The organism is Pseudomonas sp. 5Vm1k, assembly GCF_056161485.1.
The window spans coordinates 540,867-567,860 of the sequence record NZ_JBSPCZ010000001.1 but is presented as its reverse complement, the minus strand read 5'-3'; the positions used below and the strand labels follow the sequence as shown (position 1 = coordinate 567,860).

Annotated in this window: 26 protein-coding genes and 1 pseudogene; all 27 read left to right on the top strand. The window is 59.7% G+C overall.

The window, feature by feature from the left end; translation table 11 throughout:
- Window positions 1-18: 18 nt before the first annotated feature.
- Window positions 19-1,494 (top strand): type VI secretion system contractile sheath large subunit, encoded by a 1,476-nt coding sequence (gene tssC, locus ACWIKB_RS02605; RefSeq protein WP_054048359.1) that lies wholly within the window; start codon window positions 19-21, stop codon window positions 1,492-1,494.
- 14 nt (window positions 1,495-1,508) lie between these two features.
- Window positions 1,509-1,916: a type VI secretion system baseplate subunit TssE gene (gene tssE, locus ACWIKB_RS02600; protein WP_475265197.1), complete on the top strand. Its 408-nt coding sequence runs from the start codon at window positions 1,509-1,511 to the stop codon at window positions 1,914-1,916.
- A 10-nt stretch (window positions 1,917-1,926) separates the two neighbouring features.
- Window positions 1,927-2,220, top strand: a pseudogene (locus ACWIKB_RS02595) (PAAR domain-containing protein); the annotation flags it as partial.
- Window positions 2,221-3,364: 1,144 nt separating this feature from the next.
- Window positions 3,365-3,748, top strand: a complete 384-nt coding sequence (locus tag ACWIKB_RS02590; RefSeq protein ID WP_475265196.1) for a hypothetical protein — start codon at window positions 3,365-3,367, stop codon at window positions 3,746-3,748.
- 79 nt (window positions 3,749-3,827) lie between these two features.
- Entirely contained in the window at window positions 3,828-4,211 is a 384-nt protein-coding gene (locus tag ACWIKB_RS02585; protein ID WP_475265195.1) for a hypothetical protein, read from the top strand.
- Window positions 4,212-4,269: 58 nt separating this feature from the next.
- Window positions 4,270-4,779 (top strand): hypothetical protein, encoded by a 510-nt coding sequence (locus tag ACWIKB_RS02580; RefSeq protein WP_475265194.1) that lies wholly within the window; start codon window positions 4,270-4,272, stop codon window positions 4,777-4,779.
- A complete protein-coding gene (locus tag ACWIKB_RS02575; RefSeq protein WP_475265193.1) occupies window positions 4,776-5,564 on the top strand; it encodes a hypothetical protein in 789 nt (262 codons plus the stop codon). The genes ACWIKB_RS02580 and ACWIKB_RS02575 overlap by 4 nt, the downstream gene beginning before the upstream one ends.
- A 150-nt stretch (window positions 5,565-5,714) precedes the next feature.
- Window positions 5,715-6,110, top strand: coding sequence for a hypothetical protein (locus tag ACWIKB_RS02570; protein WP_475265192.1), 396 nt, complete (start codon window positions 5,715-5,717; stop codon window positions 6,108-6,110).
- A 59-nt stretch (window positions 6,111-6,169) separates the two neighbouring features.
- Window positions 6,170-6,439 carry a hypothetical protein gene (locus tag ACWIKB_RS02565; protein ID WP_475265389.1) on the top strand — a complete coding sequence of 90 codons (270 nt, stop codon included), beginning with the start codon at window positions 6,170-6,172 and terminating at the stop codon, window positions 6,437-6,439.
- Window positions 6,436-6,822 (top strand): hypothetical protein, encoded by a 387-nt coding sequence (locus ACWIKB_RS02560; protein ID WP_475265191.1) that lies wholly within the window; start codon window positions 6,436-6,438, stop codon window positions 6,820-6,822. The genes ACWIKB_RS02565 and ACWIKB_RS02560 overlap by 4 nt, the downstream gene beginning before the upstream one ends.
- Window positions 6,819-7,214, top strand: coding sequence for a hypothetical protein (locus ACWIKB_RS02555; protein WP_475265190.1), 396 nt, complete (start codon window positions 6,819-6,821; stop codon window positions 7,212-7,214). Before ACWIKB_RS02560 ends, ACWIKB_RS02555 begins: the two co-directional genes overlap by 4 nt.
- Window positions 7,211-7,432, top strand: coding sequence for a hypothetical protein (locus tag ACWIKB_RS02550; RefSeq protein ID WP_475265189.1), 222 nt, complete (start codon window positions 7,211-7,213; stop codon window positions 7,430-7,432). Before ACWIKB_RS02555 ends, ACWIKB_RS02550 begins: the two co-directional genes overlap by 4 nt.
- Window positions 7,429-7,851: a hypothetical protein gene (locus ACWIKB_RS02545; RefSeq protein ID WP_475265188.1), complete on the top strand. Its 423-nt coding sequence runs from the start codon at window positions 7,429-7,431 to the stop codon at window positions 7,849-7,851. Before ACWIKB_RS02550 ends, ACWIKB_RS02545 begins: the two co-directional genes overlap by 4 nt.
- Complete coding sequence (locus ACWIKB_RS02540) at window positions 7,848-8,276, top strand: hypothetical protein (RefSeq protein ID WP_475265187.1); 429 nt, start codon at window positions 7,848-7,850, stop codon at window positions 8,274-8,276. Before ACWIKB_RS02545 ends, ACWIKB_RS02540 begins: the two co-directional genes overlap by 4 nt.
- A gap of 24 nt (window positions 8,277-8,300) precedes the next feature.
- Window positions 8,301-10,088 (top strand): type VI secretion system baseplate subunit TssF, encoded by a 1,788-nt coding sequence (tssF, locus tag ACWIKB_RS02535; RefSeq protein WP_475265186.1) that lies wholly within the window; start codon window positions 8,301-8,303, stop codon window positions 10,086-10,088.
- Window positions 10,052-11,059: a type VI secretion system baseplate subunit TssG gene (gene tssG, locus ACWIKB_RS02530; protein WP_475265185.1), complete on the top strand. Its 1,008-nt coding sequence runs from the start codon at window positions 10,052-10,054 to the stop codon at window positions 11,057-11,059. Before tssF ends, tssG begins: the two co-directional genes overlap by 37 nt.
- A 13-nt stretch (window positions 11,060-11,072) precedes the next feature.
- A complete protein-coding gene (tssH, locus tag ACWIKB_RS02525) occupies window positions 11,073-13,727 on the top strand; it encodes a type VI secretion system ATPase TssH (protein ID WP_475265184.1) in 2,655 nt (884 codons plus the stop codon).
- A gap of 10 nt (window positions 13,728-13,737) precedes the next feature.
- A complete protein-coding gene (locus tag ACWIKB_RS02520) occupies window positions 13,738-15,258 on the top strand; it encodes a sigma-54 interaction domain-containing protein (protein WP_475265183.1) in 1,521 nt (506 codons plus the stop codon).
- A gap of 296 nt (window positions 15,259-15,554) precedes the next feature.
- Window positions 15,555-15,695: a type VI secretion protein gene (locus ACWIKB_RS02515; protein WP_092276060.1), complete on the top strand. Its 141-nt coding sequence runs from the start codon at window positions 15,555-15,557 to the stop codon at window positions 15,693-15,695.
- Between the two features lie 17 nt (window positions 15,696-15,712).
- Window positions 15,713-16,909 (top strand): type VI secretion system-associated FHA domain protein TagH, encoded by a 1,197-nt coding sequence (gene tagH, locus ACWIKB_RS02510; protein ID WP_475265182.1) that lies wholly within the window; start codon window positions 15,713-15,715, stop codon window positions 16,907-16,909.
- Between the two features lie 5 nt (window positions 16,910-16,914).
- Window positions 16,915-17,415, top strand: a complete 501-nt coding sequence (gene tssJ / locus ACWIKB_RS02505) for a type VI secretion system lipoprotein TssJ (RefSeq protein WP_475265181.1) — start codon at window positions 16,915-16,917, stop codon at window positions 17,413-17,415.
- A gap of 2 nt (window positions 17,416-17,417) precedes the next feature.
- Window positions 17,418-18,749: a type VI secretion system baseplate subunit TssK gene (tssK, locus tag ACWIKB_RS02500; protein WP_475265180.1), complete on the top strand. Its 1,332-nt coding sequence runs from the start codon at window positions 17,418-17,420 to the stop codon at window positions 18,747-18,749.
- Between the two features lie 5 nt (window positions 18,750-18,754).
- Window positions 18,755-19,630, top strand: coding sequence for a type IVB secretion system protein IcmH/DotU (gene icmH / locus ACWIKB_RS02495; RefSeq protein WP_054048383.1), 876 nt, complete (start codon window positions 18,755-18,757; stop codon window positions 19,628-19,630).
- A gap of 13 nt (window positions 19,631-19,643) precedes the next feature.
- On the top strand, window positions 19,644-23,183 hold the full coding sequence (gene tssM, locus ACWIKB_RS02490) for a type VI secretion system membrane subunit TssM (RefSeq protein WP_475265179.1): 3,540 nt from the start codon (window positions 19,644-19,646) through the stop codon (window positions 23,181-23,183).
- Window positions 23,183-23,911 (top strand): PP2C family protein-serine/threonine phosphatase, encoded by a 729-nt coding sequence (locus ACWIKB_RS02485; protein WP_475265178.1) that lies wholly within the window; start codon window positions 23,183-23,185, stop codon window positions 23,909-23,911. Before tssM ends, ACWIKB_RS02485 begins: the two co-directional genes overlap by 1 nt.
- The gene (locus ACWIKB_RS02480) at window positions 23,908-24,924 is read left to right on the top strand and encodes a serine/threonine-protein kinase (RefSeq protein WP_475265177.1); all 1,017 of its coding nucleotides are present in this window, start codon (window positions 23,908-23,910) and stop codon (window positions 24,922-24,924) included. The genes ACWIKB_RS02485 and ACWIKB_RS02480 overlap by 4 nt, the downstream gene beginning before the upstream one ends.
- A gap of 28 nt (window positions 24,925-24,952) precedes the next feature.
- Window positions 24,953-26,989 (top strand): type VI secretion system Vgr family protein, encoded by a 2,037-nt coding sequence (locus ACWIKB_RS02475; RefSeq protein WP_475265176.1) that lies wholly within the window; start codon window positions 24,953-24,955, stop codon window positions 26,987-26,989.
- Window positions 26,990-26,994: the final 5 nt, after the last annotated feature.

Below are 26,994 nucleotides of genomic sequence, written 5' to 3'. Positions count from 1 at the left end.
GCCAAGGAAGCCAACACAATGAGCACTAGCGCAGCACAGCAAAAGAGCAAAGAGAATGGCGAATACAGCATTCTCGACAGCATCATCGCCGAAACCCGCCTGACGCCGGACGACGAAGCCTACGACATCGCCAAACGCGGTGTGTCGGCATTCATCGAAGAGCTGCTCAAGCCGCAGAACAACGGTGAGCCGGTCAAGAAGGCCATGGTCGACCGCATGATCGCCGAGATCGATGCCAAGCTCAGCCGTCAGATGGACGAAATCCTGCACCACCCGGACTTCCAGTCCCTGGAATCCTCGTGGCGTGGTCTGCAGTTGCTGGTCGATCGCACCAACTTCCGCGAAAACATCAAGATTGAAATCCTCAACGTCTCCAAAGAAGACCTGCTGGACGATTTCGAAGATTCGCCGGAAGTGATGCAGTCGGGCCTGTACAAGCACATCTACACCGCTGAATACGGTCAGTTCGGTGGTCAGCCGGTTGGCGCGATCATCGCTAACTACTACATGTCCCCAAGCTCCCCGGACGTGAAGTTGATGCAGTACGTGTCCAGCGTTGCCTGCATGTCCCACGCGCCGTTCATTGCCGCGGCCGGCCCGAAATTCTTCGGTCTGGAAAGCTTCACCGGCCTGCCGGACCTGAAGGATCTGAAAGATCACTTCGAAGGCCCGCAATTCGCCAAATGGCAGAGCTTCCGCGAGTCGGAAGACTCCCGTTACGTTGGCCTGACCGTGCCGCGTTTCTTGCTGCGTAACCCGTACGATCCGGAAGAAAACCCGGTCAAATCGTTCGTGTACAAAGAAACCGTTGCCAACAGCCACGAGCACTACCTGTGGGGCAACACGGCCTACGCGTTCGGCACCAAGCTGACTGACAGCTTCGCCAAATTCCGCTGGTGCCCGAACATCATCGGCCCGCAGAGCGGTGGCGCGGTTGAAGACCTGCCGTTGCACCACTTCGAAAGCATGGGCGAAATCGAAACCAAGATTCCTACCGAGGTTCTGGTTTCCGACCGTCGTGAATACGAACTGGCCGAGGAAGGTTTCATCTCCCTGACCATGCGCAAAGGCTCCGACAACGCGGCGTTCTTCTCCGCGAGCTCGGTGCAGAAGCCGAAGTTCTTCGGCATCAGCGCAGAAGGCAAGGCTGCAGAGCTGAACTACAAGCTCGGCACCCAACTGCCGTACATGATGATCGTCAACCGCCTGGCTCACTACTTGAAAGTGCTGCAGCGCGAGCAACTCGGTTCGTGGAAAGAACGTACCGACCTCGAGCTGGAACTCAACAAGTGGATCCGCCAGTACGTGGCCGACCAGGAAAACCCGAGCGCCGAAGTACGTGGCCGTCGTCCGCTGCGTGCAGCCCAGATCATCGTCAGCGATGTCGAAGGCGAGCCTGGCTGGTACCGCGTCAGCCTGAACGTGCGTCCGCACTTCAAGTACATGGGTGCCGATTTCACCCTGTCGCTGGTTGGCAAGCTGGACAAAGAGTAAGCGGAGCCTAACTCATGACTGGATACGGCAGCCTTTTCGAACGCCTGGGTGGCGACGCGGACAAACGCGTCGGCTGGAGCCGCGAGGTCTCCGCCATGGCGTCCGTGGCTGCCCATCTGGCCAAGATGCTCAGCACCCGTGCGGGCAGCGTGCAAACGCTGTCCGATTACGGGCTACCCGATCTCAATGACATGCGTCTGAGCCTGCACGACTCCCTGAGTCAGGCCCGTCTGGCCATCGAAAATTTCATCGAAGCCTACGAGCCACGCATGAGCAACGTGCGTGTCATTTCCCTGCCGCGTGATCACGATCAGCTTCGCCTGTCCTTCAGCATCGAAGGCCTGCTGGAAGTTGATGGTTTCAAGCGTCAGGTCAGTTTCGCCGCGCGCCTGGATGGCAGCGGTCAAGTGAAGGTCACTTAAGGAGATTCGTATGTCCGGCAAACCCGCAGCACGCGTCACCGACCCCACCGCTTGCCCGCTCCCCGGCCACGCCACCAACCCGATCGCCGCCGGTTCCGGCGACGTCTTCTTCGACGGCCTCGCGGCCGCCCGCCAAGGTGATGCCTCAGCGTGTGGTGGTGCGATGTCGGGTGGGTTGGCGACGACGGTTTTGATTAACGGTAAAGCGGCGGCCACGGTTGATTCCGTGGGGACGCATGGCAATAAGGTTACGGCGGGTTCCGGGACGGTGATTATTGGGAATTCGCATTCGCCGGCGCCGTTCTCCGGGATTGTTGCAAGCGCCCTTGGAGCTGTGGTCGCGGCGTTGATTCCCGAAGCCAGTGCCGAGGAAAAGAAACTCGATTACCGGCTAAAACTGAAGTCCGGCGGCAACTCGACCCTGACGCCGCTTGAGGTGCCAGATTTTGATGAAATCAAAAGTGGTGCCACGAAAAACCTCGAGCTGATCGATTTCCTCATAAACAACCGCAAAGCCGCTGCCGACACCGTGAAGCTGGAAGTGCTCGACGGTGAGAAAGTGATCTACACCGAAGCCAACACCGCGCCGTTCTTGCCGACGGGTGAGCATCCTTGGCAATGGGATGGCTACGACACCGCGGGGATTCTCGATACCCGCGTGTTGAAAAGTAAGAGCCTCAAAGTGCGGCTGACCGCGACTCAAGGTGGTGAACAGCAGGTCACCGATCTGCCGCTTGAGTGCTCGGCTGCAAAAGTGAAATGGGTCGATGTTCGGGTTGATAGGAATGCAAAGACTGTTGATGTGGTGCTGAGGCCCACGTTTTCCGACGGCGGTTCCAGTGGCTCCACGAAGGGAGTACCAACGACGCCCTATGCAACCCTGGAAGGTTTTGCCAAAGAGGGTATCGAGCGTTACTGGTCGCGCAATGGCAGTCGTGGGCAGGGCATTGCAAGCGGTATTACTACCAGCAAGGGCGTCTACAAGGTAACGGTGACGGCTGACGTCAATGCCCAGCCTTCAGCCAACAAATTCCCCCTCGTCGACAATCTGTCCAAAGAGTTCGGTCGCTCTACCAGCCTGGCGTTCTTTCGCAAGATTCATCACAACATGGGCTATTTCTACGACGGTGAGGTCACGACCGGGCTGGGCAATGTCGCTATCGCTACGCGCGAGGCCAATGATGATTTCAAATACACCGCCGCCCATGAGTTCGGGCATTTCATTCTGAACGAATACGGCGGTGGCTTGATCCCGATGTATTCCTGGACTCACAAGGATTCTTCAACGCTGACGCAAAGTAAAAAACCTGATCATCCTTCGCCGGTGACTGGCGAAATGGATGTCATGAACTACTACAGCGATAACCGCCCAAGGGACTACGCCAGCCGTGTCGCTGCTGCCGAACAGGACGTAAAAAGTCTGCTCTGGTTGGCCAGGATCGCATTCGATGATTAAGTATCTCGGCTGCGCCGCGTTGCTATTCCCGCTGACGGCCTGCACATCGCAGCAACTCTACCGCGACGAAATCTATTTGCAAAACAGCTGCGCGAGCCCCTTGACGCTAAAGGCTTCACACTTTTCTAACTGGGGACCGGTAGTTGGCGACTATGTAACACCGGTCGGCGCCCGGCAAATCATCGGTAGCTATATCTCGTACGACGAAGATTCGGTGGTGCGCATTGACGATAACTACGAACTGCTGATCAACACGACTGACGGCTCGAAGGTCATTCATGCACCTGCGCTGAGGGCGATCCTTGAAGGTACAAAACCTTCGAAACAGGGCGACGTCAGTGCCTGGACGATCAACGATGCGTCGATCTGCCCATGACAAAAAAAGGAACGGTTCCAAGTATTTCTGTAAGCCAGGTTTCGCAAGGGCATATGGATGAATCTCGGGCGCGGAACGAATGAATATTCGAAAAAGGGGACAGTCCCTATTATTGATGATCGCGCTGTTACCGTTATTCGTCGTTCTTGGGCTGAAAGTGCAGAACTCATGGGCCGCAAAACCCTTGCACATCGATTGGAATGATTCGGGCGAGTGTTACATCGCGACATATACGCCTGAATACAAAGTGCTGGGTGCCGTAGCCGGGCGTGTCTTTAAATATTTCAGCAGTCCGTATTTTTATCGTGTTTATACAAAAAATGATGAAATGTTGAAAACGTCCGAGTGGAATCTCGGGATGAGAGAAGGCAATGCCGGTGTCGCTCCAGAATTTCGGGGTGAGATGATTGTATATCCTGGCTCTGAGGGCTGGGAAAGTTGGGTAATTCCAGAATGTCGCTGATATCTGTTTCTAAAAAAGGCCACTGCCCTCGTATCTCTGCAAACGAGCCCGCTGGAAAATGACCTATTCAAGCTATTTCAAGGGGGCGGTATGGGTGCCCGCCGTTTTGTTGCCGCTGTTATTTATTGCGGACACTCTATTGCCTCCTGCAACACCTTTCGGAGGGTGGAAGCAGTTTTTTCATATGTTTATATTGTCTTTTGGCGTGGGCGCCTATTTCCTATTTGCATTTTGGGCATCGCGAGTCATCGATCGAAAAACCGAGCGTGAAGTCTTCCGGCTTGCGTGTTGGGCGCCGGTTATCTTTATTCCCTTCTATGCAGCGCCGTGGTTTCTGTACGGCGTGATTTATTTAGTCAGTGGCCACTTGGCGGGTCTCAGGCTAATGGTTGAGTGGTTGGCGTATATCCCTTACTTACTGGTCGCGGGGTACTTTTGTTCGATAGTCACAATTGTAATTTATCTAATAATCAAAAGATTTCTTCCGAACGATGGGGCTGTTCCTGCTATCTCTGTTAACCCGATTTCGCAAGGGTATATGGATGAATGTGGGGCATTGAATAAATGAATATTCGACGCTTGGTTGAACTGATCTCACATTTGATAGTGTGTGCTCTATACGTTCCTCTGCATAACTATGGTGTTGACCTCTACATCGATTTGTATGGCGGGCTAACGTCCAGAGGAATTGGTATTGGTATGACCAGCGAGCTGATGGTTCAATATTTTATATTGATGAATGCCATTGTCTTTCTTATACCTAGGTTGAAATTCAAGCTTGTTTTTCTTTCTTTTATGTTGGCCATGATTCTTTTTTATTTTTTGCCGCACTATCCCGTTCGTGCAATGGCATACACGTTGTTGGGCGGTTCACTGACGATTGCGGCGATATGGGTTGGTCAGGTGATTGATCGTGACCAAAAGTCGGAAAAAGGGACTGTCCCAAACATCGTGATGTTGAGTTGCACAGGTCTTTTGGCATGCGGCATGTCGTTGCCAGCTTTGGCTGCGCAGCAGGTTTATCGCAACGATGTGTATTTCCTGAACACCTGCGGTGTGCCGTTGGAGCTGTCCCTGGCGCATGACTCCAACTACGACGATCAGCCTCGCCGCTTTACGTTGGGCCCAGGCGAGCGTCGTTCCATCGCCAACTACACGTCGGCCGGGAAGGACGTTGCGGGGCAGATAAGTGATCGGTACAGCTTGTCGATCAAAACCGCCAGCGCCGTCAAAACCATTGATGCGCAGACGTTGCGCGCGGCGTTGGCGAGGGTTGAGAAGGTCGAGGACAAAGCAGTACGTGCATGGACGATTGAAGACCGTTCGTTTTGCCCGAGCGGGGCATCGCAGTGATCTGGGTAAAACGCTTCTTCATGGCGGTGGAATTTCTGGCCTGCATCGCCAGTGTTTTGGTGGTTTCCCGGATGGGTTTTTACAGGATGAAAGGGAAGAGGGATTTTGGGTGATTGATCGTGGCGAAGAATCGCGTGGCAGCGCTTGAACATGAATAGTCAACGAGTGATCGGGTTGGTCGTCCATGGGATGGCTTGCGTGCTCTATATCGTGATGAATGGCTTCGCCGTGCCGATCTATAAAACCCTGGTCGGCGGGCTGACCTCCCGTGGCGTCGCCATCGGCATGGGCATGTACCTGGTTTTTTACTTTTTCGTTTTCCTGAATCTAGTTTTGGTTTTCATCCCTCGCCTGGCCATCAAGTTTGGCGTGGCGATCTTCATGATGGTCTCGATCCTGGTTTACCTGCTGCCGCAGTACCCTGTTCGCGCCATGGCGTATTGCGCGCTGGCGGGCGGTTTGACCGTTTCCGCGATTCTGGTGACACGTGCCCTCGATGCAGCGGTTACCCGTTGGCGTGCAACTCAGGGAGTGGCCAGGTTGTGAGGCACACCAGGTTATTCATATCGCTCGGCGCACTAGCCGTCGCCGTCGCCGTCGCGACGGTGATCCTGGCCTGGGCGACGCCAGTGTTTTCCAACGCCTTTATGTTGCTGATGGACCGAGCGAATTTCATTCCCCGCGAGTCGTCGATCTGGACTTTCGAGCCCTACGAGATCAACCAGGGGTCGAGCAATTACTGGCTGTATGGCGAGGATACGCAGCGCTATTACTACTTCGCCTACACCCCCGACGCGCCTTATCGCTCAATCGCCAAGCGCAATCAGTGCGCGGGCTTCGACAGGCGCGATGTGCGCACCTGGTGTATGCCATGACGCGTTCGATGCAGGTGTGGAAATGGCTCAGTCATGTGCTGAGCGCCATCGGTGTGTTGACGATCATCGCGCTGGTGACGCTGTTCATCTCGCTGCGCCCCTCCAACCCTTCAGCGCCCGTGCTGCCGGGTCACCCCGATGCGGTATGGCGCGGGGCGCAGGATGGCGGCTTTTTCATCGAGATCACCCGCTCCAATCCGCCGGATTACTTTGTGCAGGTGCGGCTTGAAACCGGTGATCTCAACAGCGAGGGCTGGATCCGGTTCCAGACCCCTGACGGCAAACCGCTGACGATGGCGCGGGTCAACAGCGCCGATGGCGAGTACCTCTATGTCGACTCGTATCTGCCCATGACACCGAACAAAGGAGGGGCTCGTCCATGAGCCTTCGCTCCTTTGTGACGTCTGTGTTGGCAGCGGGATATCTGTTGTTGGTCGGCTGCACGACTCAACTGACGTACATCTACCAAATTGACCTGTTGAATACCTGCGGCGTGCCGCTGCAGATCGAATCGCAGAACGCCAGCAACTGGCTGCCGCTGATGGAGCCGCGCGTCCTGGCACCGGGCAAGCACTACGCCGTGGCCAGTTACTTGTCCTACGACGAAGACGGCGACATACAGGTTGATTACAATTTCTCGCTGACCGTCAAAGGATCTGAACAAACGCGTCTCTTCAGTGCGGATGACATACGTTACGCCCTGCTTGGCATCAAGCGTGAGCGCGATGGCAATCACCGTATCTGGACACTCAAGGATGGAGTCTTTTGCCCATGATCAACGTATCGGACGAGATGCGTGGTTACCTGATGTACGTGGCCGACAGTGATCTGTTCGGCGGCCTCGCGATGCTGAGCCTGCTGTTGGTAGTCACGGCGATCAGCCGACGGCTGCGCCAGTCGCGGCTGCATCGCGCGCTGTCGTTCATGGTCCTGGTTTCACTGGTCGCGATCGAAGTCGCCGGCAGCTGCTACTCCTCAGTGAGCCCGGCATGAACACCCCGATCCGAATGCTCATCAGCGTGTTGATCCACGGCCTTGGCTGTGTGGCTTACGCGATCCTGAATGACGCGGTCGTGCACGCCTATAAAGCATTCAACGGTGGTTTCACCACCCAGGGCGTCGCGATTGGCGGGGCCAGTTACGCACTCTTTTATATCTTTGTGACCATCAATTTGATCGTCGCGCTGATTCCGAACCTGTTGGCCAAGCTGCTGTTGCTGAGCGTGATGGTGGGTTTCATCCTGCTCTGGATGATGCCCGAGAATCCGCTGCGCGCGTTGTTCTACGGCGTGGCCCAGGGCTCTGTCACGTTCATGGCGATTCTGACGACGCAGGTCATCGAATTGCGTTGGGCCCAGAGGGCGATGAATCGCCGCATCGGACAAAACCCGGCCGCAGGTGTTTGCCTGTGATCAGTCTGAACCGTCGCCTGTTCCTGGGAGCCGCCCTCTGGGTGCCGATCATCGCGTTCGAGGTTCTGCTTCAGTTCGATTCGAACGTGTGGTCCCCGAGCGTATTCAACTGGGAGCAGTTCCTGACGATGCACGTTCTCGCGTTCGGGGCCCTGGCCTATATCGTTTTTGCCGCGTGGGCAACCCGAAGGCTGAGCAGGACAACCGAACAACAGATCGTGAAGAAAATCTGGTGCGCGCCGCTGATGTTCATCCCTTTTTACGCGGCGCCATGGGTGATCGGTGGGCTGGGTTTTTTGCTTTTTGGGCACCTTTCCGGGCTCGGAATGATGGTGATGTGGGTGGCGTTTTTGCCCTACCTGCTGGTCGTCGGCTACGTCATTTCCGGGCTGACGGTTGCGCTCTACAGGACGTTTTATTCATGAGATTTCATACCAGGCAGGTAACCCGTGTCCTTTAACCACTACTACCAAAGCGAGCTCACCGCACTTCGCCAGTTAGGTCGTCGATTTGCCGAGCGTAGCCCGGCGTTGGCACCTTTCCTGGGCCAGGCTGGGCGGGATCCGGACGTGGAGCGGTTGCTCGAGGGCTTCGCCTTCCTGACCGGGCGCCTGCGCCAGAAGCTCGATGACGAGTTGCCGGAACTCAGCCATTCGCTGATGCACTTGCTGTGGCCCAACTACATGCGGCCGCTGCCGGCGTTCAGCATCTTGCAGTTCGACCCGCTGAAGCGTTCGGGTCCTGCGTTGATGGTGGAGCGCGACACACCAGTAGAAAGCGTGCCGATCGATGACGTGCGCTGCCGCTTCCGCACCTGCTACCCGACCGAAGTCTTGCCGCTGGACCTGGCCGCGCTGAATTACTCGGTGAAGGGCGACGGTTCGCTGCTGAGCCTGCGTCTGGAAATGAGCGCCGACGGTCACCTCGGCGAGCTGGAGCTGAGCCGCTTGCGCCTGCACTTTGCCGGTGAGCGCTACATCAGTCAGATGCTCTACCTGAGCCTGTTGCGCAACCTGGAAGGCATCGAGCTGATCCCGCTGGACGGTGCCGGCAAGCCAATCAACGGCGTCAACGGCACGCCGATGGCGTTCAAGATGCCCGGCGACCGCGTGCAGCCGGTGGGTTTTGCCGAAGAAGAAGCGCTGATCCCATACCCGCTGAACACCTTCCGTGGTTACCGCTACCTGCAGGAATACTTCGCCTTCCAGGACAAATTCCTGTTCGTCGATATCAATGGCCTGGACCTGCTGAAGGCGTTGCCGGAAGACACCCTCAAGCAGGTGCGCGGTCTGGAGTTGCGCTTTGACATTCGCAAGAGCGGTATCCAGCGTCTGCGTCCTACCCTGGACAACGTGAAGCTCTACTGCACGCCGATTGTGAATTTGTTCAAGCACGATGCACTGCCGATCCGCCTCGACGGCAAGCAAGATGAATACCTGCTGCTGCCGGCCGAATACGACCTGGGAAACTGCGGGGTGTTTTCGGTGGAAACCGTCACCGGCTGGAAGCCCGGCGGCCTCGGTTACCAGGAGTACGTGCCGTTCGAATCCTTCGAGCACGACCCGAGTTTCGACGTGCCCAACAGCCGTCCGCATTACAGCATTCGCCAGCGTTCCTCGTCGTTGCACGACGGCCTCGACACCTACCTGAGCTTCGGCATCCGCCACACCGAAGCCCACGAAACCCTGTCGATCGAGCTGATGTGCACCAACCAGAACCTGCCGCGCAAACTCAAGCTTGGCGACATCAGCCAGGCCTGCGAAGAGACGCCGGAGTTCCTGAGTTTCCGCAACATCACCCCGGCCACCCCGAGCTACGCGCCGCCGCTGAACCGTGACTTCCTCTGGAAGCTGATCAGCAACATGTCGCTTAACTATCTGTCCCTGGCCGACGTCAACGCGTTGAAGGTGATTCTCGAAACCTACGACCTGCCGCGTTACTACGACCAACATGCAGAAAAAGTCAGCAAACGCCTGCTGGGCGGGCTCAAGTCGATCAAGCACCAACACGTGGACAGATTGCACCGAGGGTTGCCGGTTCGCGGGTTGCGCACCGAGTTGACCATCGACCCGGAAGGGTACATCGGCGAGGGCGACCTGTTCGTTTTTGCTTCGGTTCTTAACGAGTTTTTCGCGCTTTACGCCAGTCTCAATTCGTACCACGAGTTGCGCGTAAAAAGCACACAGGGAGAGGTGTACCAATGGACGCCACGTATGGGCCTTCAGCCGCTTCTTTAAGCGGACTGACCCGAGGAATACGCGAGTACTCGCTGTTTCAGGCCGTGCTGTTGGTGGTTGACCGGCTGCGCGAGGCCCACCCACACCTGAGCCAGGACGACTTGTACGACCAGCTGGAATTCCAGGCCAACCCGAGCCTGGGTTTCCCTGGCAGTGACGTCGATCGCGTGGAGTTTTTCACCGAGCACGGGCACCTGCGCGCGCGGATGCGTTTCAACCTGATCGGCCTGGTCGGCTCCGGTTCACCACTGCCGGCGTTCTACGGTGAACAAGCCCTGGGCGACAGCGAAGACGGCAACCCGACACGCAACTTCCTCGACCTGTTCCACCATCGTCTGCAACGGCTGATGCTGCCGATCTGGCGCAAGTACCGCTACCGCGCAAGCTTCGAGAGCGGTGCCCTCGACCCGTTCTCGGCGCAGTTGTTTGCGCTGATTGGCTTGGGTGGCGAAGAGATTCGCAAGGCCCAGGAACTGAACTGGAAACGCCTGCTGCCGTACCTCGGCCTGCTGAGCTTGCGGGCGCACTCGGCGGCGCTGATCGAAGCGGTGCTGCGTTACTACTTCAAGCACGCCGAGCTGACCATCGAGCAATGTATCGAGCGTCGCGTGGAAATCCTCGACGAGCAGCGCAATCGCCTGGGCCGCGCGAACAGCATGCTCGGTGAAGACCTGGTGCTCGGTGAACATGTACGCGACCGCAGCGGCAAGTTCCGGATTCACATCCGCGAACTCGACTGGCTGCGCTTTCACGAATTCCTGCCGATCGGTTTCGGCTACCAGCCGCTGTGCGCGCTGGTGCGGTTCACCCTGCGTGACCCGCTTGATTACGACATTCGCCTGGTGTTGCGCCAGGAAGAAATCCGCGAACTGCGAATCGGTGAGCAGAACGCCTGTCGCCTGGGATGGACCAGTTGGCTCGGCCGCGAAAAAGCGGACGGCGTGGTGACCCTGGGCAGCAAAATTCATTAAGGACAGATGACCAATGAGTAACGTAGACCTGCAACAACTGATTCAGGCGCTGGACGCCGAAACCCGTCGCGACCTGGAAAGCTCGGCCGAGCGCTGCGTCGCCCGTGGCGGCAGCAAGATCCTCGTCGAAGACCTGCTACTGGGCCTGCTGGAGCGCCCGAATGGTTTGCTCGCACGCGCACTGCAAGATGCCGAAGTGGATGCCGGCGAACTGAGCGCCGCGTTGCAATCGCGGGTCGAGCACAGCGCTTCGCGCAACCCGGTGTTCGCCCCGGAACTGGTGCAATGGCTGCAAGACGCCTTGCTGGTGGCCAACCTTGAACTGGGCCAGACCCAGGTCGAGCAAGCGGCGTTGATCCTCGCCCTGTTGCGTAACCCGATGCGCTACGCCGGTAGCCGCTACCAGGTGTTGCTGGCCAAGCTGGACATCGAGCGTCTGAAAGAATTTGCCCTGTCGCAGAAAGAGCAACCGGCCACCGGCAAGTCTGCTGTGCAGGGTGAGTCTTTGCTGGAGCGCTTCACCCACAACCTGACCCAACAGGCCCGCGACGGCAAACTCGACCCGGTGCTGTGCCGCGATGGCGCGATTCGCCAGATGGTCGACATCCTCGCCCGTCGCCGCAAGAACAACCCGATCGTGGTCGGTGAAGCCGGTGTCGGTAAAACCGCTATCGTCGAAGGACTGGCCTCGCGCATCGCCGCCGGTGAAGTGCCGCAAGTGTTGAAAGGCGTCGAGTTGCTGTCCCTGGACATGGGCCTGTTGCAGGCCGGTGCCAGCGTTAAAGGTGAATTCGAACGTCGCCTCAAAGGCGTGATCGACGAAGTCAAAGCCTCGCCAAAACCGATCATCCTGTTCATCGACGAGGCCCACACCCTGATCGGCGCGGGCGGCAATGCCGGCGGTTCCGACGCGGCCAACCTGCTCAAGCCAGCCCTGGCCCGTGGCGAGTTGCGCACCATCGCTGCCACCACTTGGGCGGAGTACAAGAAGTACTTCGAAAAAGACCCGGCCCTGGCCCGTCGTTTCCAACCGGTGCAACTGCACGAACCGACCGTCAGCGAAGCGGTGACCATTCTGCGTGGCCTGGCCCAGGTCTACGAGAAGAGCCACGGCATCTACCTGCGTGATGACGCAGTGGTCGCAGCGGCCGAATTGTCCGCCCGTTACTTGGCCGGTCGTCAACTGCCGGACAAAGCCGTCGATGTACTCGACACCGCGTGTGCTCGCGTGCGCATCAGTCTCGCCGCCGCCCCGGAAAGCCTGGAGCGCCTGCGTGGCGAACTGGCTGAAGGTGGTCGTCAGCGCCAGGCCCTGCGTCGCGATGCCGAGGCCGGTTTGCTGATCGACCATGAATCGCTGGACGCTTTGGAAGCGCGTCTGGAAGAAGCCGAAGACGAAAGTGTCGCCCTGGAAACCCTCTGGACCGAACAGAAAGAACTCGCCGAGCGCTTGCTGGACCTGCGTCAGCAACTGGCCAAGGCTCGGGTCGCCGTAGCCGTCGAACCAACCATCACGGTTGAAGAAGACGCCGAAGGCACCGTCATCGAAACCCTCGAAGTGCCTGTCGACGAAACCCAAACCGTCGAAGCACTGGAAGCCGCACTCAACGAAACCCACAAAACCCTGACGGCACTGCAAGTCAAAGAGCGTCTGGTGAGTTTCGAAGTTTGCCCGCGTCTGGTGGCTGAAGTGATCAGCGCCTGGACCGGCGTGCCCTTGGCGCAACTGGCCCGCGAGCACAACGCCAAGGTCGCGAGTTTCGCCACTGACCTGCGCGTGCGCATCCGTGGCCAGGAACAAGCGGTTCACGCGCTGGATCGCTCGATGCGTGCCACTGCTGCCGGCCTGAACAAACCCGATGCCCCGGTGGGTGTGTTCCTGCTGGTTGGCCCGAGCGGTGTCGGCAAGACCGAAACCGCCCTGGCACTCGCGGACTTGCTGTACGGCGGCGATCGTTTCATCACCACCATCAACATGTCCGAGTTCCAGGAGAAGCACACCGTCTCGCGCCTGATCGGTGCGCCGCCGGGCTACGTTGGCTACGGCGAGGGCGGCATGCTCACCGAAGCCGTGCGCCAGAAGCCTTACTCCGTCGTGCTGCTCGATGAAGTCGAGAAAGCCGACCCGGACGTGCTCAACCTGTTCTACCAAATCTTCGACAAAGGCGTGGCCAACGACGGCGAAGGGCGCGAGATCGACTTCCGCAACACGCTGATCCTGATGACTTCGAACCTGGGCAGCGACCTTATCGCCGAGCTCTGCGAAAACGGCGAGCGGCCGAGCGCCGAAGTCCTCGAAGAAACCATTCGCCCGGTACTCAGCAAGCATTTCAAACCGGCGCTGCTGGCGCGGATGCGCGTGATTCCTTACTTCCCGGTGGGCGGCCCGGTGCTGCGCGAACTGATCGAAATCAAACTCGGTCGTTTGGGCGAGCGCCTGAACCGTCGTCAGCTGGATTTCACCTGGTGCCAGAACCTCGTCGATCACCTGTCCGAGCGCTGCACTCAGAGCGACAGCGGCGCGCGCCTGATCGACCATTTGCTGGACCTGCATGTGCTGCCGCTGGTGGCCGACCGTTTGCTCGATGCGATGGCCACTGGTGAGAGCCTCAAGCGCGTTCATGCAACGCTCGACGGCAACGCCAGCGTGATCTGCGAGTTCGCCTGAGGTGGGTGTGATGTTCACTCAAGTGCCGCAACCACTGGTCTATGCCGAAGCCTTGCTGGCGCAGTTCGCCAGCCTGTCGCGGGCGGCGGACGGTGCTGCGCTGCTGGGTGACTTCGTGCGCGGTCTGGCCGAGCTCAGCGGTTGCGAGTTGACCCAGTTGTACCTGCTGGACGCGACTCACACGTGCCTGGGGATGAACGCCGAGTGCCTTGACGGCGTCCTGCAACCGCGCGAATCGGCGAGTCTGTCGGCGGATTTCAACGGTGAACAACTGCTGCAATTTTCCCTGTGCCAGAACCGCGTGGTGTGCCTCGGCGAGTTGAGCGGCAGCCTGCACGAAACCACGTTCCTGCCGAACCAGGCCACGCCGTGGCAGTCGCTGCTGTGCGTGCCGCTGGTCAATCAGCAGAAGGCCGTTGAAGGCTTGTTGTTGTGCGCCAGTCACCGACACATCGACCTGCAAGGCTTTGCCGATTCCCTCGGGCAACTCGGTTCATTTGTGCTGGGGCAACTGCATTTGCTGCAACGTTTGCGGCAACCCGTGAGTGAATTTTTGCCGAGCCCGGCCAGTGTCCCGAGCATCAGCGGCTACGGCCTGGTGGGCAAGAGTGCGGCCATGCGCCAGACCTACTCGCTGATCAGCAAAGTTCTGCACAGCCCGTACACCGTGCTGTTGCGCGGTGAAACCGGTACCGGCAAGGAAGTCGTCGCGCGAGCGATTCACGATTGCGGCCCGCGCCGGTCCCAGGCATTCATCGTGCAGAACTGCGCGGCGTTCCCCGAGAATCTGCTGGAAAGCGAGTTGTTCGGCTACCGCAAAGGCGCCTTCACCGGCGCGGATCGTGACCGCGCCGGGCTGTTCGATGCGGCCAACGGTGGCACGTTGTTGCTCGATGAAATCGGCGACATGCCGTTGTCCCTGCAAGCCAAGCTATTGCGGGTATTGCAGGAAGGCGAGATTCGTCCGCTGGGTTCCAACGACACCCACAAAATCGACGTGCGCATCATCGCCGCGACCCACCGGGATTTGGCGGTGTTGGTCAGTGAAGGCAAATTTCGCGAGGACTTGTACTACCGCCTCGCGCAATTTCCGATTGAGTTGCCGGCCCTGCGTCAGCGCGAAGGCGACATCCTCGATCTGGCTCGCCACTTCGCTGAAAAGGCCTGCTCGTTCTTGCAACGAGATGCGGTGCGATGGTCCGAGGCGGCGCTGGATCACCTGTCCGGCTACGCCTTCCCCGGCAACGTACGGGAACTCAAAGGTCTGGTCGAACGTGCGGTGCTGTTGTGCGAGGGCGGCGAGCTGCTGGTCGAGCATTTTTCCCTGCGCATGGAAGCCATGCCTGAAGACAGCAGCGGCCTGAATCTGCGTGAACGCCTGGAGCAGGTTGAACGCAGCCTGTTGCTCGATTGCCTGCGCAAAAACGACGGCAACCAGACCCTCGCCGCCCGCGAACTCGGGCTGCCGCGCCGCACCCTGCTTTATCGCCTCGGGCGCCTGAATATCAATTTGGGTGATTTCGATGGCTGATCTCAGTTTCCGCATTCTGATTGGAATGCCACCTGTGGCCAGCGAATTCCTTGTGGCGAGGGAGCTTGCTCCCGCTGGGATGCGCAGCAGCCCCAAAACCTGCGCCGCGGTGTTTCAGTTAAACCGCATTTGCTGTTTTACGACTGCTTCGCAGCCGGGCGGGAGCAAGCTCCCTCGCCACACGGATTTGCGTCAAGGCCTCTGGCTAGAGCGCTTATACCCACCTCATTCGCTTCTAACAGCGCCGCCCGAAAGGGGCGGCGCTTTGTACTTTGTCTACCTCTGGAGACCCTCTGATGCCTGTTCGTCACTGGCAAGCCGTCCTGCTGACCCTCGTCGTTTTATGCGGCCTCGGCGGCTGCAGCGGCAATTACAAATTCAACGACAACACCTATCGCCCATTGGGTGATCCGCAGGCGGTCAATCGCGGCAAGTGACCGCAAGGAGCATCATCATGGAACTGGTTTTCGAAATGCTGAACACCAAGCAGTTCGTGCCCACGGATTTGTGCCAGAAGACCTTCAAACAGGCTGGTGGCGTGATTGGTCGGGGCGAGGATTGCGACTGGATCATTCCGGACCGCAAGCGTCACCTGTCCAACCATCACGCGTTGATCAGCTACCGCGAAGGCACGTTTTACCTGACCGATACCAGCAGCAACGGTATCCAGGACAGCGAAAGTGGTGCGCGCCTGCGCAAGGGCGAAGCCATGCGCATCGAGCACGGTAGCGTGTACGTGCTGGGCGACTTCGAGATTCGTGCGCGCCTGGTCCGCGACCCGGCAACCTTCGACGTTGAAGTCGGCCGTCCGCAGGCGGCGGGCAGCATCATTCCTGACGATGCGTTCCTCGACCTCGACCCGCTGAACGCCCTCGATCAGCAAGAGCGCGTTTACTCGGAAATCGACGAGTTGATCTCCCCACGCACGGCGCCCGAGGACCCCCGTCAACGCGCCGACTACGCGCGCATCGACATGGAAAGCCTGATGGTTCCAGAGTTGATCGACGCCCCGGCCGAACCTGCGCCAGCCCCGGCGCCAAAAGCTGTCGAGCGTCAGAGCGAAGGGTTCTGGGAGCACTTCGGTGCCGCGCTGGGTGTGGACCTCAAAGGCCTCGACCACGACGCCCGCGAAGCCCTCGCGCTGAACGCCGCACGCCTGCTCAAGCAGAGCGTCGGCGGTTTGCAGCAGAGCCTGCGCACCCGCAGCGAGCTGAAAAACGAACTGCGTTTGGCCCAGACCATCGTTCAGGGCACCAACAAAAACCCGCTGCGATTCGCCGTTGATGCCGGTGAAGCGCTGGGCATTTTGCTGCAGCCGAACAAGCCGGGCCAGTTGCCGGCCGAGCAAGCGATCTCTCGTTCGTTCCGTGATTTGCAGGCGCACCAGGTGGCCTTGCTGACCGCTAGCCGCGCAGCGGTTCGCGGCACGTTGGAGCACTTCTCGCCCGAGCAGTTGACCTTGCGCTTCGAGCGCGACAACAAACCATTACTCGCCACGTCCGGCAGCCGCTGGAGAGCTTACGGGCGTTATCACCAGGCCCTGCGTCAGGACGATGACTGGAGCGAGCGCCTGCTGGCCCGCGACTTCGCCCAGGCCTACGAAGAACAGATCCGCCTGATTTCCTCCCTTCACAACGACCACCAAGGATGATGCGCATGTCTCGCTGCTCGACCGCTTTTTTCAAGACGCTGACGGCATTCGCGGCCCTGGTGCTGCTGGCCGGCTGCTCGTCGCTGTCGCCGTATTCCCACGTCACCAAACTCAACCTGAAGCTGACCGCCAGCGATCAACTGAACCCGGATCTCAACGGGCGTCCGTCGCCGATCGTCGTGCGCCTGTTCGAACTCAAGCACCCGGTGGCTTTCGAGAACGCTGACTTCTTCAGCCTGTACGAGCGCGCCAAGGAATCCCTGGCCCCGGACATGGTGGCCACCGAGGAACTGGAACTGCGCCCGGGCGAAACCGTCGAGCTCAAGCTCAGCGTGGAGGAGGGCAGCCGTTACGTTGGTGTTCTCGCCGCCTACCGCGACCTGCCGGAAACCAAGTGGCGCTACACGGTGCAAGTCACCCCGCTGGAAGTCACCGAGGCTGACTTGACCCTCGACCAGTCCGGCATCCGCAACACCAATGAAACGCTCGCCAAGGCGGTTGACTGATCATGAACTCCCATAAAGTCATTTGGCAGGAAGGCATGCTGCTGCGTCCGCAGCACTTCCAGCACAACGATCGCTACTACGACCATCAGATGAAGACCCGCACCCAGTTGCTGGGCAGCTACACCTGGGGCTTCCTGAACCTAGACATCGACTTGCAGTTCCTCAACATGGGCAAACTGGTGATCAGCCAGGCCTCGGGGATTTTGCCGGACGGCAGCCTGTTCGAACTGGGCGGCAACACCGAGCCGTTGGCCCTGGACGTACCGCCGAACACCGGCAACACGCCGATCTACCTGGCGCTGCCGCTGGTCACGGGCAACCACATCGAAGCCCGTCGCCCGGAACAATCCGACGTGCTGGCGCGTTACACCGCGTATGAATCGGAAGTCGCCGACTCCAACGCGGGCGACGATTCTTCCAGCCAGGTCAGCTGCGCACGCCCGGACTTCAAACTGTTGCTCGGCGAGCAGCAGAGCGACCAGGCCTACGTGAAGCTGAAGATCTGCGAAGTGCTCGACACCACGCCGGACGGCGTGATCAGCCTCGACCCGGACTTCGTGCCGACCTATATCCAGGCGCATTCCTCCAGCTACCTGCTGTCGTGCCTGAAAGAAGTGATCAGCATGCTCGGTCACCGGGGCGACACCATCGCCGACCGGATCCGTTCCAACGGCAAGGTCGGTGGCGCTGAAGTCGGCGACTTCATGATGCTGCAACTGATCAACCGCACCGAACTACTGTTGCGCCATTACCTTGGCCTGGAGCAGGTCCACCCGGAAGAGTTGTATCGCACGCTGCTGACCATGCTCGGCGATCTGGCGACCTTCTCCAGCGACAGCAAACGCCCACGGCTGGACAGCCGTTACCAGCACAGCGACCAGGGCGCGAGCTTCCGAAAACTGATGGAAGCGATTCGTCAGGTGCTGTCGATGGTGCTCGAACAGCACGCCATCGAACTGGTGTTGCAAGCGCGTCAGTACGGGATCATCGTCTCGCCGTTGCACGACCACAAACTGCTGGGCTCGGCGTCGTTCGTGCTCGCGGCCAGTGCCAACTGCGATTCCGAAGAACTGCGCCACCGCTTGCCGGCGCACCTCAAGGTCGGCCCGGTGGAGCGTATCCGCCAACTGGTCAACCTGCATCTGCCCGGCATCAAGGTCAAACCGCTGCCGGTGGCCCCACGGCAGATCGCGTTCCACTCCAACAAAACCTATTTCATCCTCGAACTCAGTTCCGAAGACCTGGCACAACTCGAGCGCTCCGGCGGCTTCGCGTTCCACGTGTCCGGCGAATTCGCCGAGCTTGAACTGAAATTCTGGGCCATCAGGAACTGACCGACATGATCAAGGACACGGAATACAACCAGGACGACAAAACCGTCCTGCTCGACCGCCAGGGCCACGGCCCGGCGCAGAGTCCACTGACAGACTTCGCCGCACCTCCGCGTTTCGAACAGCTCGAAGAACGCATGATTTACGCCGCGCGTTTGCGTCCGGCCGAAGCGTTCAACATCAGCCTCAATTCGCTGGTGGCCGCAGGCTCTGACCTGTTGTCGGAAGTGGTGCGCCTCAAGCACAGCGACACCCGCGAAGACATGTACGCGCTCAACGAGCGACTGACCTCTGCGCTGAAGCTGTTTGAAGTGCGCGCGCTGCACAACGGCGCCGAAAGCAGCCAGGTGATGGCTGCCCGTTACGTGCTCTGCACCGTGGTCGACGAAGCCGTCGTGACCACACCGTGGGGCAACGAAAGCGAATGGTCGCAGATGAGCCTGCTCAGCAGCTTCCACAACGAAACCTTCGGTGGCGAGAAGTTTTTCCAGCTGCTGGATCGCCTCTCGAAAAACCCGGTCAAGCACCTGCCGATGCTGGAGCTGATGTACCTGTGCCTGTCCCTGGGCTTCGAAGGCAAGTACCGGGTGCAAGCCCGCGGCATGCTCGAGCTCGAAGGCATCCGCGACGCCTTGTATCGCCAGATTCGTCAACTGCGCGGCGACGTGCCTCGTGAGCTGTCGCCGCATTGGGAAGGCTTGAACGATCAGCGCCGCAGCCTGGTGCGCATCGTACCGGCGTGGATGGTGGTGCTGTTTACGTTGGTGTGCCTGGTGGTGATGTATTCGGGTTTTGCCTGGGTACTGGGCGAGCAACGCGAAACCGTTCTGCAACCTTATCAGCAGCTAGATCCGGCCGCGGTCCAGCCGCAGTCGCAGCCGTAAACAGGGACGTGTGATGAAAAAGTTTTTCAAGAAAGTCGGCGCATTCTTGCGCAAGACCTGGGTCTGGACCCTGTTGGTGGTGTTGTTCCTCGCGCTGCTGGTGTGGTTCGTCGGGCCGCTGCTGGCCGTTGATGACTACAAGTTCTGGGAAGGTTCGACCTCCCGCCTGCTGACCATCAGTGTGCTGTTCCTGATCTGGGGCCTGACCATGGTCTTCGTCAGCTGGCGCGCGGGTGTTCGCAAGAAAGCCATCGAAGACACCGAAGACGGCCAGGATCGTATCCGCCGTGAAGAGCTGATCGACGAAGAGCAGAAAGAACTGAAGGTGCGTTTCAAGGACGCACTGAAAACCCTCAAGACTTCGAGCCTGTATCGCGGTCGCAGCGAGCGCTGGCGCAGTGATTTGCCCTGGTATTTGCTGATCGGTCCACAGGGCAGCGGCAAGACCAGTTTGCTGGACTTCTCGGGCCTTGAGTTTCCGATCAACAAGATCGACCGCAAACTCACCCGTGACACCCTCGGCACCCGTCATTGCGACTGGTACTTCGCCGACCACGGCGTGCTGATCGACACTGCTGGCCGCTACCTGACCCAGCCGGATGCCGAAGTCGATGGCAGCGCCTGGAGCACTTTGCTCGACCTGCTGCGCAAGCGTCGCCGCAACCGCCCGTTGAACGGCGTGCTGGTGACCATTCCAGTGGAAACCCTGCTGGGCGGCAGCGAGCAAGACCTCGACACCCTGGCGCGCCAGGTGCGTGCGCGGTTGCAGGATGTGCATCAAAAACTGCACGTCGATGTGCCGGTTTACCTGGTGTTGAGCAAGGCTGATCGCCTGCTCGGCTTTGACGAGTTCTTCGATCAACTGACCCGCGAAGAAAGCGATCAGGTGCTCGGCACCAGTTTCCGCAAAGAGCAAAGCGGCACCGACGTTGCCGTGCTGCGCGCCGAGTTCGAAGAGCTGCTGCGTCGCCTGAACAGCCAAGTGATCATGCGCATGCACCAGGAGCGCGATACCCAGCGCCGGGGCCGCATTCTCGACTTCCCGCATCAACTGGGGCAGATCGGCGAGCGTCTGTGCCTGTTCGTCGACATGGCGTTCACTGGCAACCGCTACCAGCGTGTTAGCCAGTTGCGCGGTTTCTACCTGACCAGCGCACCGCACCTGACCCAGGAAATGGACCAGACCACCGCGGGCATCGGCGCCAATCTGGGGATAAACGCTGGCGTGCTGCCGACCCTGCGCAGCGGCCGTTCGCGCTTCATTCACCATTTGCTCAGCCGCGTGATTTTCCCGGAAGCCGATCTGGCTGGCCTGGACAAACGCGAACGCAGCCGCATCCACTGGGGCCAGCGTGCCTTGTACGTGGGCGCACTGGCAGCGCTGGCACTGTTCGGCATGCTGTGGGCGGGCGGTTTCTCCGCCAACTACGAACGCTTGGAAAACCTGCGTTCCTTGGCGCAAAACTGGACGCAATCGCGCTTGGCGTTGACCGCCCGTGATGACTCCATGGCAGCGCTCAAGACCCTCGACGCCAGCTACGCGGCGACTCAGGTCTTCCCGAAAAAAGGTGACGTGGGTTATCACGAGCGCGGCGGTCTGTACCAAGGCGAAGAGACCAACCCGGTAGTCAAGGCTGCCTACGAGCGTGAGCTTGAAGTGCAATTGTTGCCACGGGTCGCGACCCTGCTGGAAGGGCAGATCCGCGCCAACATGAAGGACCGCGAACGCTTGCTCAACAGCCTGCGCGCGTACCTGATGCTGAACATGAAGGATCGCCGCGACGCGGGCTGGCTCAAGGATTGGGTCGCCACCGAGTGGTCCCAGCGTTACGCCGGCAACACCGCGGTGCAGAACGGCTTGAACACTCACTTCGAGCGTTTGCTGCAGCAGCCGTTTATCTACCCGCTGAATGATCAACTGGTGGCCCAGGCGCGTCAGGTCTTGCGTAGCGAGTCCCTGGCCAACGTGGTTTACCGGATGCTGCGCGAGCAGGCCCGCAACCTGCCGGAATACCGTTTGAGCCAACACATGGGGCCGCAGGCTTCGCTGTTTGTCGGCACTGACTACGTGATCCCGGGGTTCTACACCCAACAGGGTTATCAGCAGTACTTCTCGGTCCAGGGCGCTTCGCTGGTCAGCGATATGCTGCGTGACAACTGGGTGCTGGGCGAAGGCTCGGGCATCAGCGGCATGGACTTGCGTCGCCTGATGGTCGAACTGGAGCAACTGTACTTCCGCGACTACGCCAACTTCTGGAGCGAAGCCGTGGGCCAGGTTGCATTGCCTGCGATCAGCGACTTCAGTGAAGGCGCCGAGCAACTGGCGGGCCTGACCTCGGCTAACTCCCCGGTACTGCAACTGCTGGTGGAAGTGCGCGAGAACACCCGGTTCCCGGCAGACGTCGAGCCGGCTGATCAAGCGGCTGATGCCGCTGGTGCACTGGCCGATCAGAAAGGCAAATTGGGCAAGCTCGGCAAACTGGCTTCGGCCGCAGCGGACAAGGCGTCCGACATGGCCGCCGCGAAGAACCTGCCGGACACCGCGAAGAAATCCCTGCAACGGCGCTTCGAACCACTGCACCGTCTGCTGGATGACAACAACGGCCCGGCAGCTGATTTGACTCCGGCACTGACCGCGCTCAACGACCTGCAACTGCAAGTGGCAAGCCTGGCTCGCGCCAGTTCGCCGGAGCAGGCTGCATTCGAAATGGCCAAGACCCGCATGGGCGGCCAGCGTGATGCGCTGAGCAACCTGCGCAATGCGTCCAACCGTTTGCCGCGTCCGGTCAGTGTCTGGTTCAACGTGTTGGCCGAAGATACCTGGCGCCTGGTGCTCAACGATTCCTACGCGTACCTGAACCAGCGCTACCAGAGCGAGCTGTACGGTTTCTATGGCAAGGCGATCAACAAGCGTTATCCGTTCAGCGCCCACAGCACCAGCGACGTGGCGATCAGCGACTTCCGCGAGTTCTTCAAGGCCCAGGGCATCGTCGATCGCTTCTTCGACACCTACATGCGCCCATTCGTCAGCGGCGATCCGGGCAACTACCGCATGCGCAGCGTCGATGGTCACAGCCTGCCGATCTCCAAGGTCTACCTCGACCAGATGGCCGCGGCGCAAACCATTCGCCAGAGCTTCTTCGCCGAGAACCCGGCCGAGCCGCAAGTGCAATTCAAACTGGAACCGTACACCCTCGACCCGGCTGTCAGCCGTTCCGAGTTCAAGTTTGGCGACAAGACCATCGAATATCGCCACGGCCCGATCGTGCCGGTGTCGTTCAAATGGCCGACCGATGCTGAAGACGGTCGCACCAGCCTGGTCCTCGACAAAATGGTTGGCCGCCCGATCGGTATCGAGAAGAACACCGGCCCATGGTCGCTGTTCCGTCTGTTTGACCTGATGCAGACCGAGTACCTGAACGGTCGCGACGTGCTGGTGCTGAAAGCAGACGTAGGCGGCCTGCGCGCCAACTACTTGCTGTCGAGCCAACGCACGCCGAACCCGTTCGACATGGGCGTGCTGCGTACCTTCCGTATGCCGGTGCAACTCTGATGCTGGTTGCCAGTCCCTGGCGCAGCGCTGCGCGTACCGATCCGGGCAAGGTTCGGGCGCGCAACGAAGATGCCTTCCTCGACTCTCCACAGCACGGGCTGTGGGTGGTCGCGGATGGCATGGGCGGTCATCAGGGGGGCGACATTGCCAGCCAGTTGATCGTCGCCAGCCTGGCGGAATTGCCGGTGCAGGACGATTTCGACGAACGACTCAAAGGCATTCGCCAGTGCTTGCACTGGATCAACCGCCGCTTGGGTCAGGAGTTGACCGTCACGGCCGGTCGCCACGACAGCATCATGGGCAGCACCGTGGTGGCGCTGCTGGTAGAAGGCAGTCGCGCGGCCTGCATCTGGGCCGGTGACAGCCGTTGCTATATGTGGCGTGGTCAGCGCTTGTATCAGCTGTCCAAGGACCATTCGCTGCAACAGCAACTGATCGACGAGCAAAACATGAGTGTCGAAGACGCCCGCGCCCATCCATCGGCCCATGCCCTGACCCGTGCGGTCGGGGCAGCCGATGTGCTGACGCTGGACGTGCTCGAACTCGAGGTTTACCCCGGCGATACGTTCCTGTTGTGCAGCGACGGTTTGTACCAAGGGCTCAGCAGCGATGCCCTGGGCAACGCCCTGAGCCTGACCGCGCCACACGTTGCGCTGGAACGTCTGTTCGACGGCGCTTTGCGTGGCTCGGCCCGCGACAACCTGACTGCCGTGGTGATCCGCCAATGACTGAACTCATGCGACCGATTGACGACCTGCTGGTGAGCGAAGAGCAGGACAACAACCTGACCTACTTTGCGTTCGCCAAATCTCTAAACGGAGAGCCGCATAAGGCTGAACCTGCGCTGGCGCCAACAAGGGCCAGCGTCGGTGAATTGCCCGACGTGCTCGCAGGCCGTTACCGCATCGAGCGCCTGCTCGGTGCCGGTGGCATGGGCGCGGTTTACCGCGCACGGGACTTGCTGAGTGAACAGTTCGGCGATCCCGACCCTTACATCGCGCTGAAAATCCTCAGCGAAGAATTTGCCGAATCGCCGGACGCCAGTGCCTTGCTCTACAGCGAGTTCGCCCTGACCCGACGATTGCGCCACGATAACGTGCTGCGCTTTCACACCTTTGAAGTCGACACCGACTGCCAGCGTGCCTTCATCACCATGGAACTCATGCGTGGGCTGACCCTGGACAAATTACTTTGCGAGCGGCCACTGGGCCTGCCGTGGAATGAACTGCGCGACATCGCGCTGCCGCTGCTCGACGCGCTGGCCTACGCCCACGCTCGCGGCGTGCTGCACGGTGACATGAAGCCGAGCAACGTGATGCTCAGTGAAGAAGGCGTGCGCCTGTTCGACTTCGGCCTCGGCCAGGCCGAGGAGGGCATCCTGCCCGGCCTGCCACACCTGAGTCGCAGCCGCTTCAATGCCTGGACCCCCGGCTACGCTGCCCCGGAACTGCTCGAAGGTCAGCCGCTGACCGCCAGCGCTGACGTCTACGGCGTGGCGTGCGTGCTCTACGAACTGGCCGGCGGCAAACACCCGTTCCGCCGCTTGTCCTCGACCCAGGCCCGGGACGAACGCCTGGAGCGCGAACTGCGCGCACCCAAGAACCTACCGAAACACTGTTGGCCAGCCCTGCGCAAAGCACTGACCTTCAACGCGGCTGATCGTACGGTCAGCGCCGCCCAATTACGCGACGCCTTGGGCGCCACTTCGTCCTGGTTGCAACGCCTTCGTCCATCGGCGTAACGGATGACACTCGAACAGGGATCGACCAATGTTCAACCCAGCTAACGAAACCCACTTCAGCCTGACCGTTGAAGACTATGTGGGCGACCTGCAAGTGCTGTCGTTCACCGGCACCGAAGGCATCAGCCAGCCGTATCGCTTCGACCTTGAACTGGTCAGCGAAAACCCCGACCTGGACCTGGAAAAACTCCTGCACAAACAGGCGTTCCTGGCGTTCGACCCACAAGGCTCCGGCATCCACGGCCAGATCTACCGCGTTGCCCAGGGCGATGCCGGCAAACGCCTGACCCGCTACAAAATCTCCCTGGTGCCGCAACTGCGATACCTGCACCACCGCACCAACCAGCGCATCTACCAACAGATGTCCGCGCCAAAAATCATCGCGCTGATCCTCGAAGAACACGGCATCAAGGGCAACGCCTACAACTTCCAGTTGAGCGTTACGTGCCCGGACCGTGATTACTGCGTGCAGTACGATGAAACGGATCTGCACTTCGTCCAGCGCTTGTGCGAAGAAGAAGGCATTCACTACCACTTCCAACACACGCCCAAGGGCCACTTGCTGGTGTTTGGCGACGACCAGACCGTGTTCCCGAAACTCGGCCAGCCGACGGCATACGTGCAAGGCAGCGGCATGGTCGCCGAAGAGCCAGTGATCAAAGGCTTCAAGCTGCGCCTGGAAACCCGCACCGGCCGCGTCACCCGTCGCGACTACGACTTCGAAAAACCACGCCTGCAGCTGGAGTCCGCCTACAAACCCGATGGCGAAAACACCGAGCCGGACCTGGAAGACTACGACTATCCGGGCCGCTTCATCGACCGCGCGCGCGGCAAGTTCCTCAGCCAACGCGCCCTGGAACGCCACCGCGCCGACTACCAACAAGCTGAAGGCCACGGCGACCAAACCCGACTGGTCAGCGGCCACTTCCTGGAAATGTCCGACCACCCGCGCACCGAGTGGAACGACCTCTGGCTGCTCACCGAAATCTTCCACGAAGGCAAACAGCCGCAAGTGCTGGAAGAATCGGTGCCCAGCGACACCACCGACAATAAAGACGACTTCCACCAGGGCTACCGCAACCGCTTCCTCGCCACCCCGTGGAACGTGTTCTACCGCCCGGCGCTGCAACATCCCAAACCCCGCGTCCTCGGCAGTCAAACGGCGATGGTCACCGGCCCCAAAGGCGAAGAAATCCACTGCGACCAGTACGGCCGTATCAAGGTGCAATTCCACTGGGACCGCGAAGGCCAGGCCGACGACAAAACCAGCTGCTGGATGCGCGTCTCCTCAAGCTGGGCCGGCGACCGCTACGGCGCCATCAGCATCCCGCGCGTCGGCATGGAAGTCCTCGTCACCTTCCTCGAAGGCGACCCCGACCAACCGCTGGTGACCGGTTGCCTGTACCACAAGGAAAACCAGGTCCCCTACGAGCTGCCAGCCAACAAAACCCGCACCGTGTTCAAAACCCTCAGTTCACCGGGCGGCGGTGGCTACAACGAACTGCGCATCGAAGACAAGAAAGGCGCGGAACAGATCTACCTGCATGCCCAGCGGGATTGGGATGAAAACATTGAGCATGACCAGAAGATTCGCGTCGGCAATGAACGCCACGACACGGTGGAGAAGAACACCTACACCGAGTTGAAGGCGGAAGAACATCGCACCACGGTTGCGGATCGGAAGATTGAAACGCGGATGGATGACCACCTGACTATTGGGCAGAACCAGCATGTGAAGTTGGGGACTGCGCAGCTGACGAGTGTCGGGAAAGAGATACATCTGAAGGCTGGGGACAAGATTGTTATTGAGGCTGGGATGGAGCTCACCGTGAAGGCGGGTGGGAGCTTTATCAAGCTGGATGCCGGTGGGATTACGGTTGTTGGGCCCGTTATCAAAATCAACGCTGGTGGGTCGGCGGGGTCTGGCACGGGGATTGGGATTAAACCGCCAGTGTTGCCGGGGGCTGCGGATCAGGATAAGGCGGGGAGTTTGATGGATCAGGCGTTGGGGAATGCGCTGCCTGAGAAGGTTAAACCGAAGGCTTTTTTTGTGTTTTCTGAGTGATGAAT

What these genes read in the sequence shown, in the direction of transcription:
- tssC (WP_054048359.1), top strand. Translation starts at nt 19, where the DNA reads ATGAGCACTAGCGCAGCACAGCAAAAGAGCAAAGAGAATGGCGAATAC.
- tssE (WP_475265197.1), top strand. Translation starts at nt 1,509, where the DNA reads ATGACTGGATACGGCAGCCTTTTCGAACGCCTGGGTGGCGACGCGGAC.
- ACWIKB_RS02590 (WP_475265196.1), top strand. Translation starts at nt 3,365, where the DNA reads ATGATTAAGTATCTCGGCTGCGCCGCGTTGCTATTCCCGCTGACGGCC.
- ACWIKB_RS02585 (WP_475265195.1), top strand. Translation starts at nt 3,828, where the DNA reads ATGAATATTCGAAAAAGGGGACAGTCCCTATTATTGATGATCGCGCTG.
- ACWIKB_RS02580 (WP_475265194.1), top strand. Translation starts at nt 4,270, where the DNA reads ATGACCTATTCAAGCTATTTCAAGGGGGCGGTATGGGTGCCCGCCGTT.
- ACWIKB_RS02575 (WP_475265193.1), top strand. Translation starts at nt 4,776, where the DNA reads ATGAATATTCGACGCTTGGTTGAACTGATCTCACATTTGATAGTGTGT.
- ACWIKB_RS02570 (WP_475265192.1), top strand. Translation starts at nt 5,715, where the DNA reads ATGAATAGTCAACGAGTGATCGGGTTGGTCGTCCATGGGATGGCTTGC.
- ACWIKB_RS02560 (WP_475265191.1), top strand. Translation starts at nt 6,436, where the DNA reads ATGACGCGTTCGATGCAGGTGTGGAAATGGCTCAGTCATGTGCTGAGC.
- ACWIKB_RS02555 (WP_475265190.1), top strand. Translation starts at nt 6,819, where the DNA reads ATGAGCCTTCGCTCCTTTGTGACGTCTGTGTTGGCAGCGGGATATCTG.
- ACWIKB_RS02550 (WP_475265189.1), top strand. Translation starts at nt 7,211, where the DNA reads ATGATCAACGTATCGGACGAGATGCGTGGTTACCTGATGTACGTGGCC.
- ACWIKB_RS02545 (WP_475265188.1), top strand. Translation starts at nt 7,429, where the DNA reads ATGAACACCCCGATCCGAATGCTCATCAGCGTGTTGATCCACGGCCTT.
- tssG (WP_475265185.1), top strand. Translation starts at nt 10,052, where the DNA reads ATGGACGCCACGTATGGGCCTTCAGCCGCTTCTTTAAGCGGACTGACC.
- tssH (WP_475265184.1), top strand. Translation starts at nt 11,073, where the DNA reads ATGAGTAACGTAGACCTGCAACAACTGATTCAGGCGCTGGACGCCGAA.
- ACWIKB_RS02520 (WP_475265183.1), top strand. Translation starts at nt 13,738, where the DNA reads ATGTTCACTCAAGTGCCGCAACCACTGGTCTATGCCGAAGCCTTGCTG.
- ACWIKB_RS02515 (WP_092276060.1), top strand. Translation starts at nt 15,555, where the DNA reads ATGCCTGTTCGTCACTGGCAAGCCGTCCTGCTGACCCTCGTCGTTTTA.
- tagH (WP_475265182.1), top strand. Translation starts at nt 15,713, where the DNA reads ATGGAACTGGTTTTCGAAATGCTGAACACCAAGCAGTTCGTGCCCACG.
- tssJ (WP_475265181.1), top strand. Translation starts at nt 16,915, where the DNA reads ATGTCTCGCTGCTCGACCGCTTTTTTCAAGACGCTGACGGCATTCGCG.
- tssK (WP_475265180.1), top strand. Translation starts at nt 17,418, where the DNA reads ATGAACTCCCATAAAGTCATTTGGCAGGAAGGCATGCTGCTGCGTCCG.
- icmH (WP_054048383.1), top strand. Translation starts at nt 18,755, where the DNA reads ATGATCAAGGACACGGAATACAACCAGGACGACAAAACCGTCCTGCTC.
- tssM (WP_475265179.1), top strand. Translation starts at nt 19,644, where the DNA reads ATGAAAAAGTTTTTCAAGAAAGTCGGCGCATTCTTGCGCAAGACCTGG.
- ACWIKB_RS02485 (WP_475265178.1), top strand. Translation starts at nt 23,183, where the DNA reads ATGCTGGTTGCCAGTCCCTGGCGCAGCGCTGCGCGTACCGATCCGGGC.
- ACWIKB_RS02480 (WP_475265177.1), top strand. Translation starts at nt 23,908, where the DNA reads ATGACTGAACTCATGCGACCGATTGACGACCTGCTGGTGAGCGAAGAG.
- ACWIKB_RS02475 (WP_475265176.1), top strand. Translation starts at nt 24,953, where the DNA reads ATGTTCAACCCAGCTAACGAAACCCACTTCAGCCTGACCGTTGAAGAC.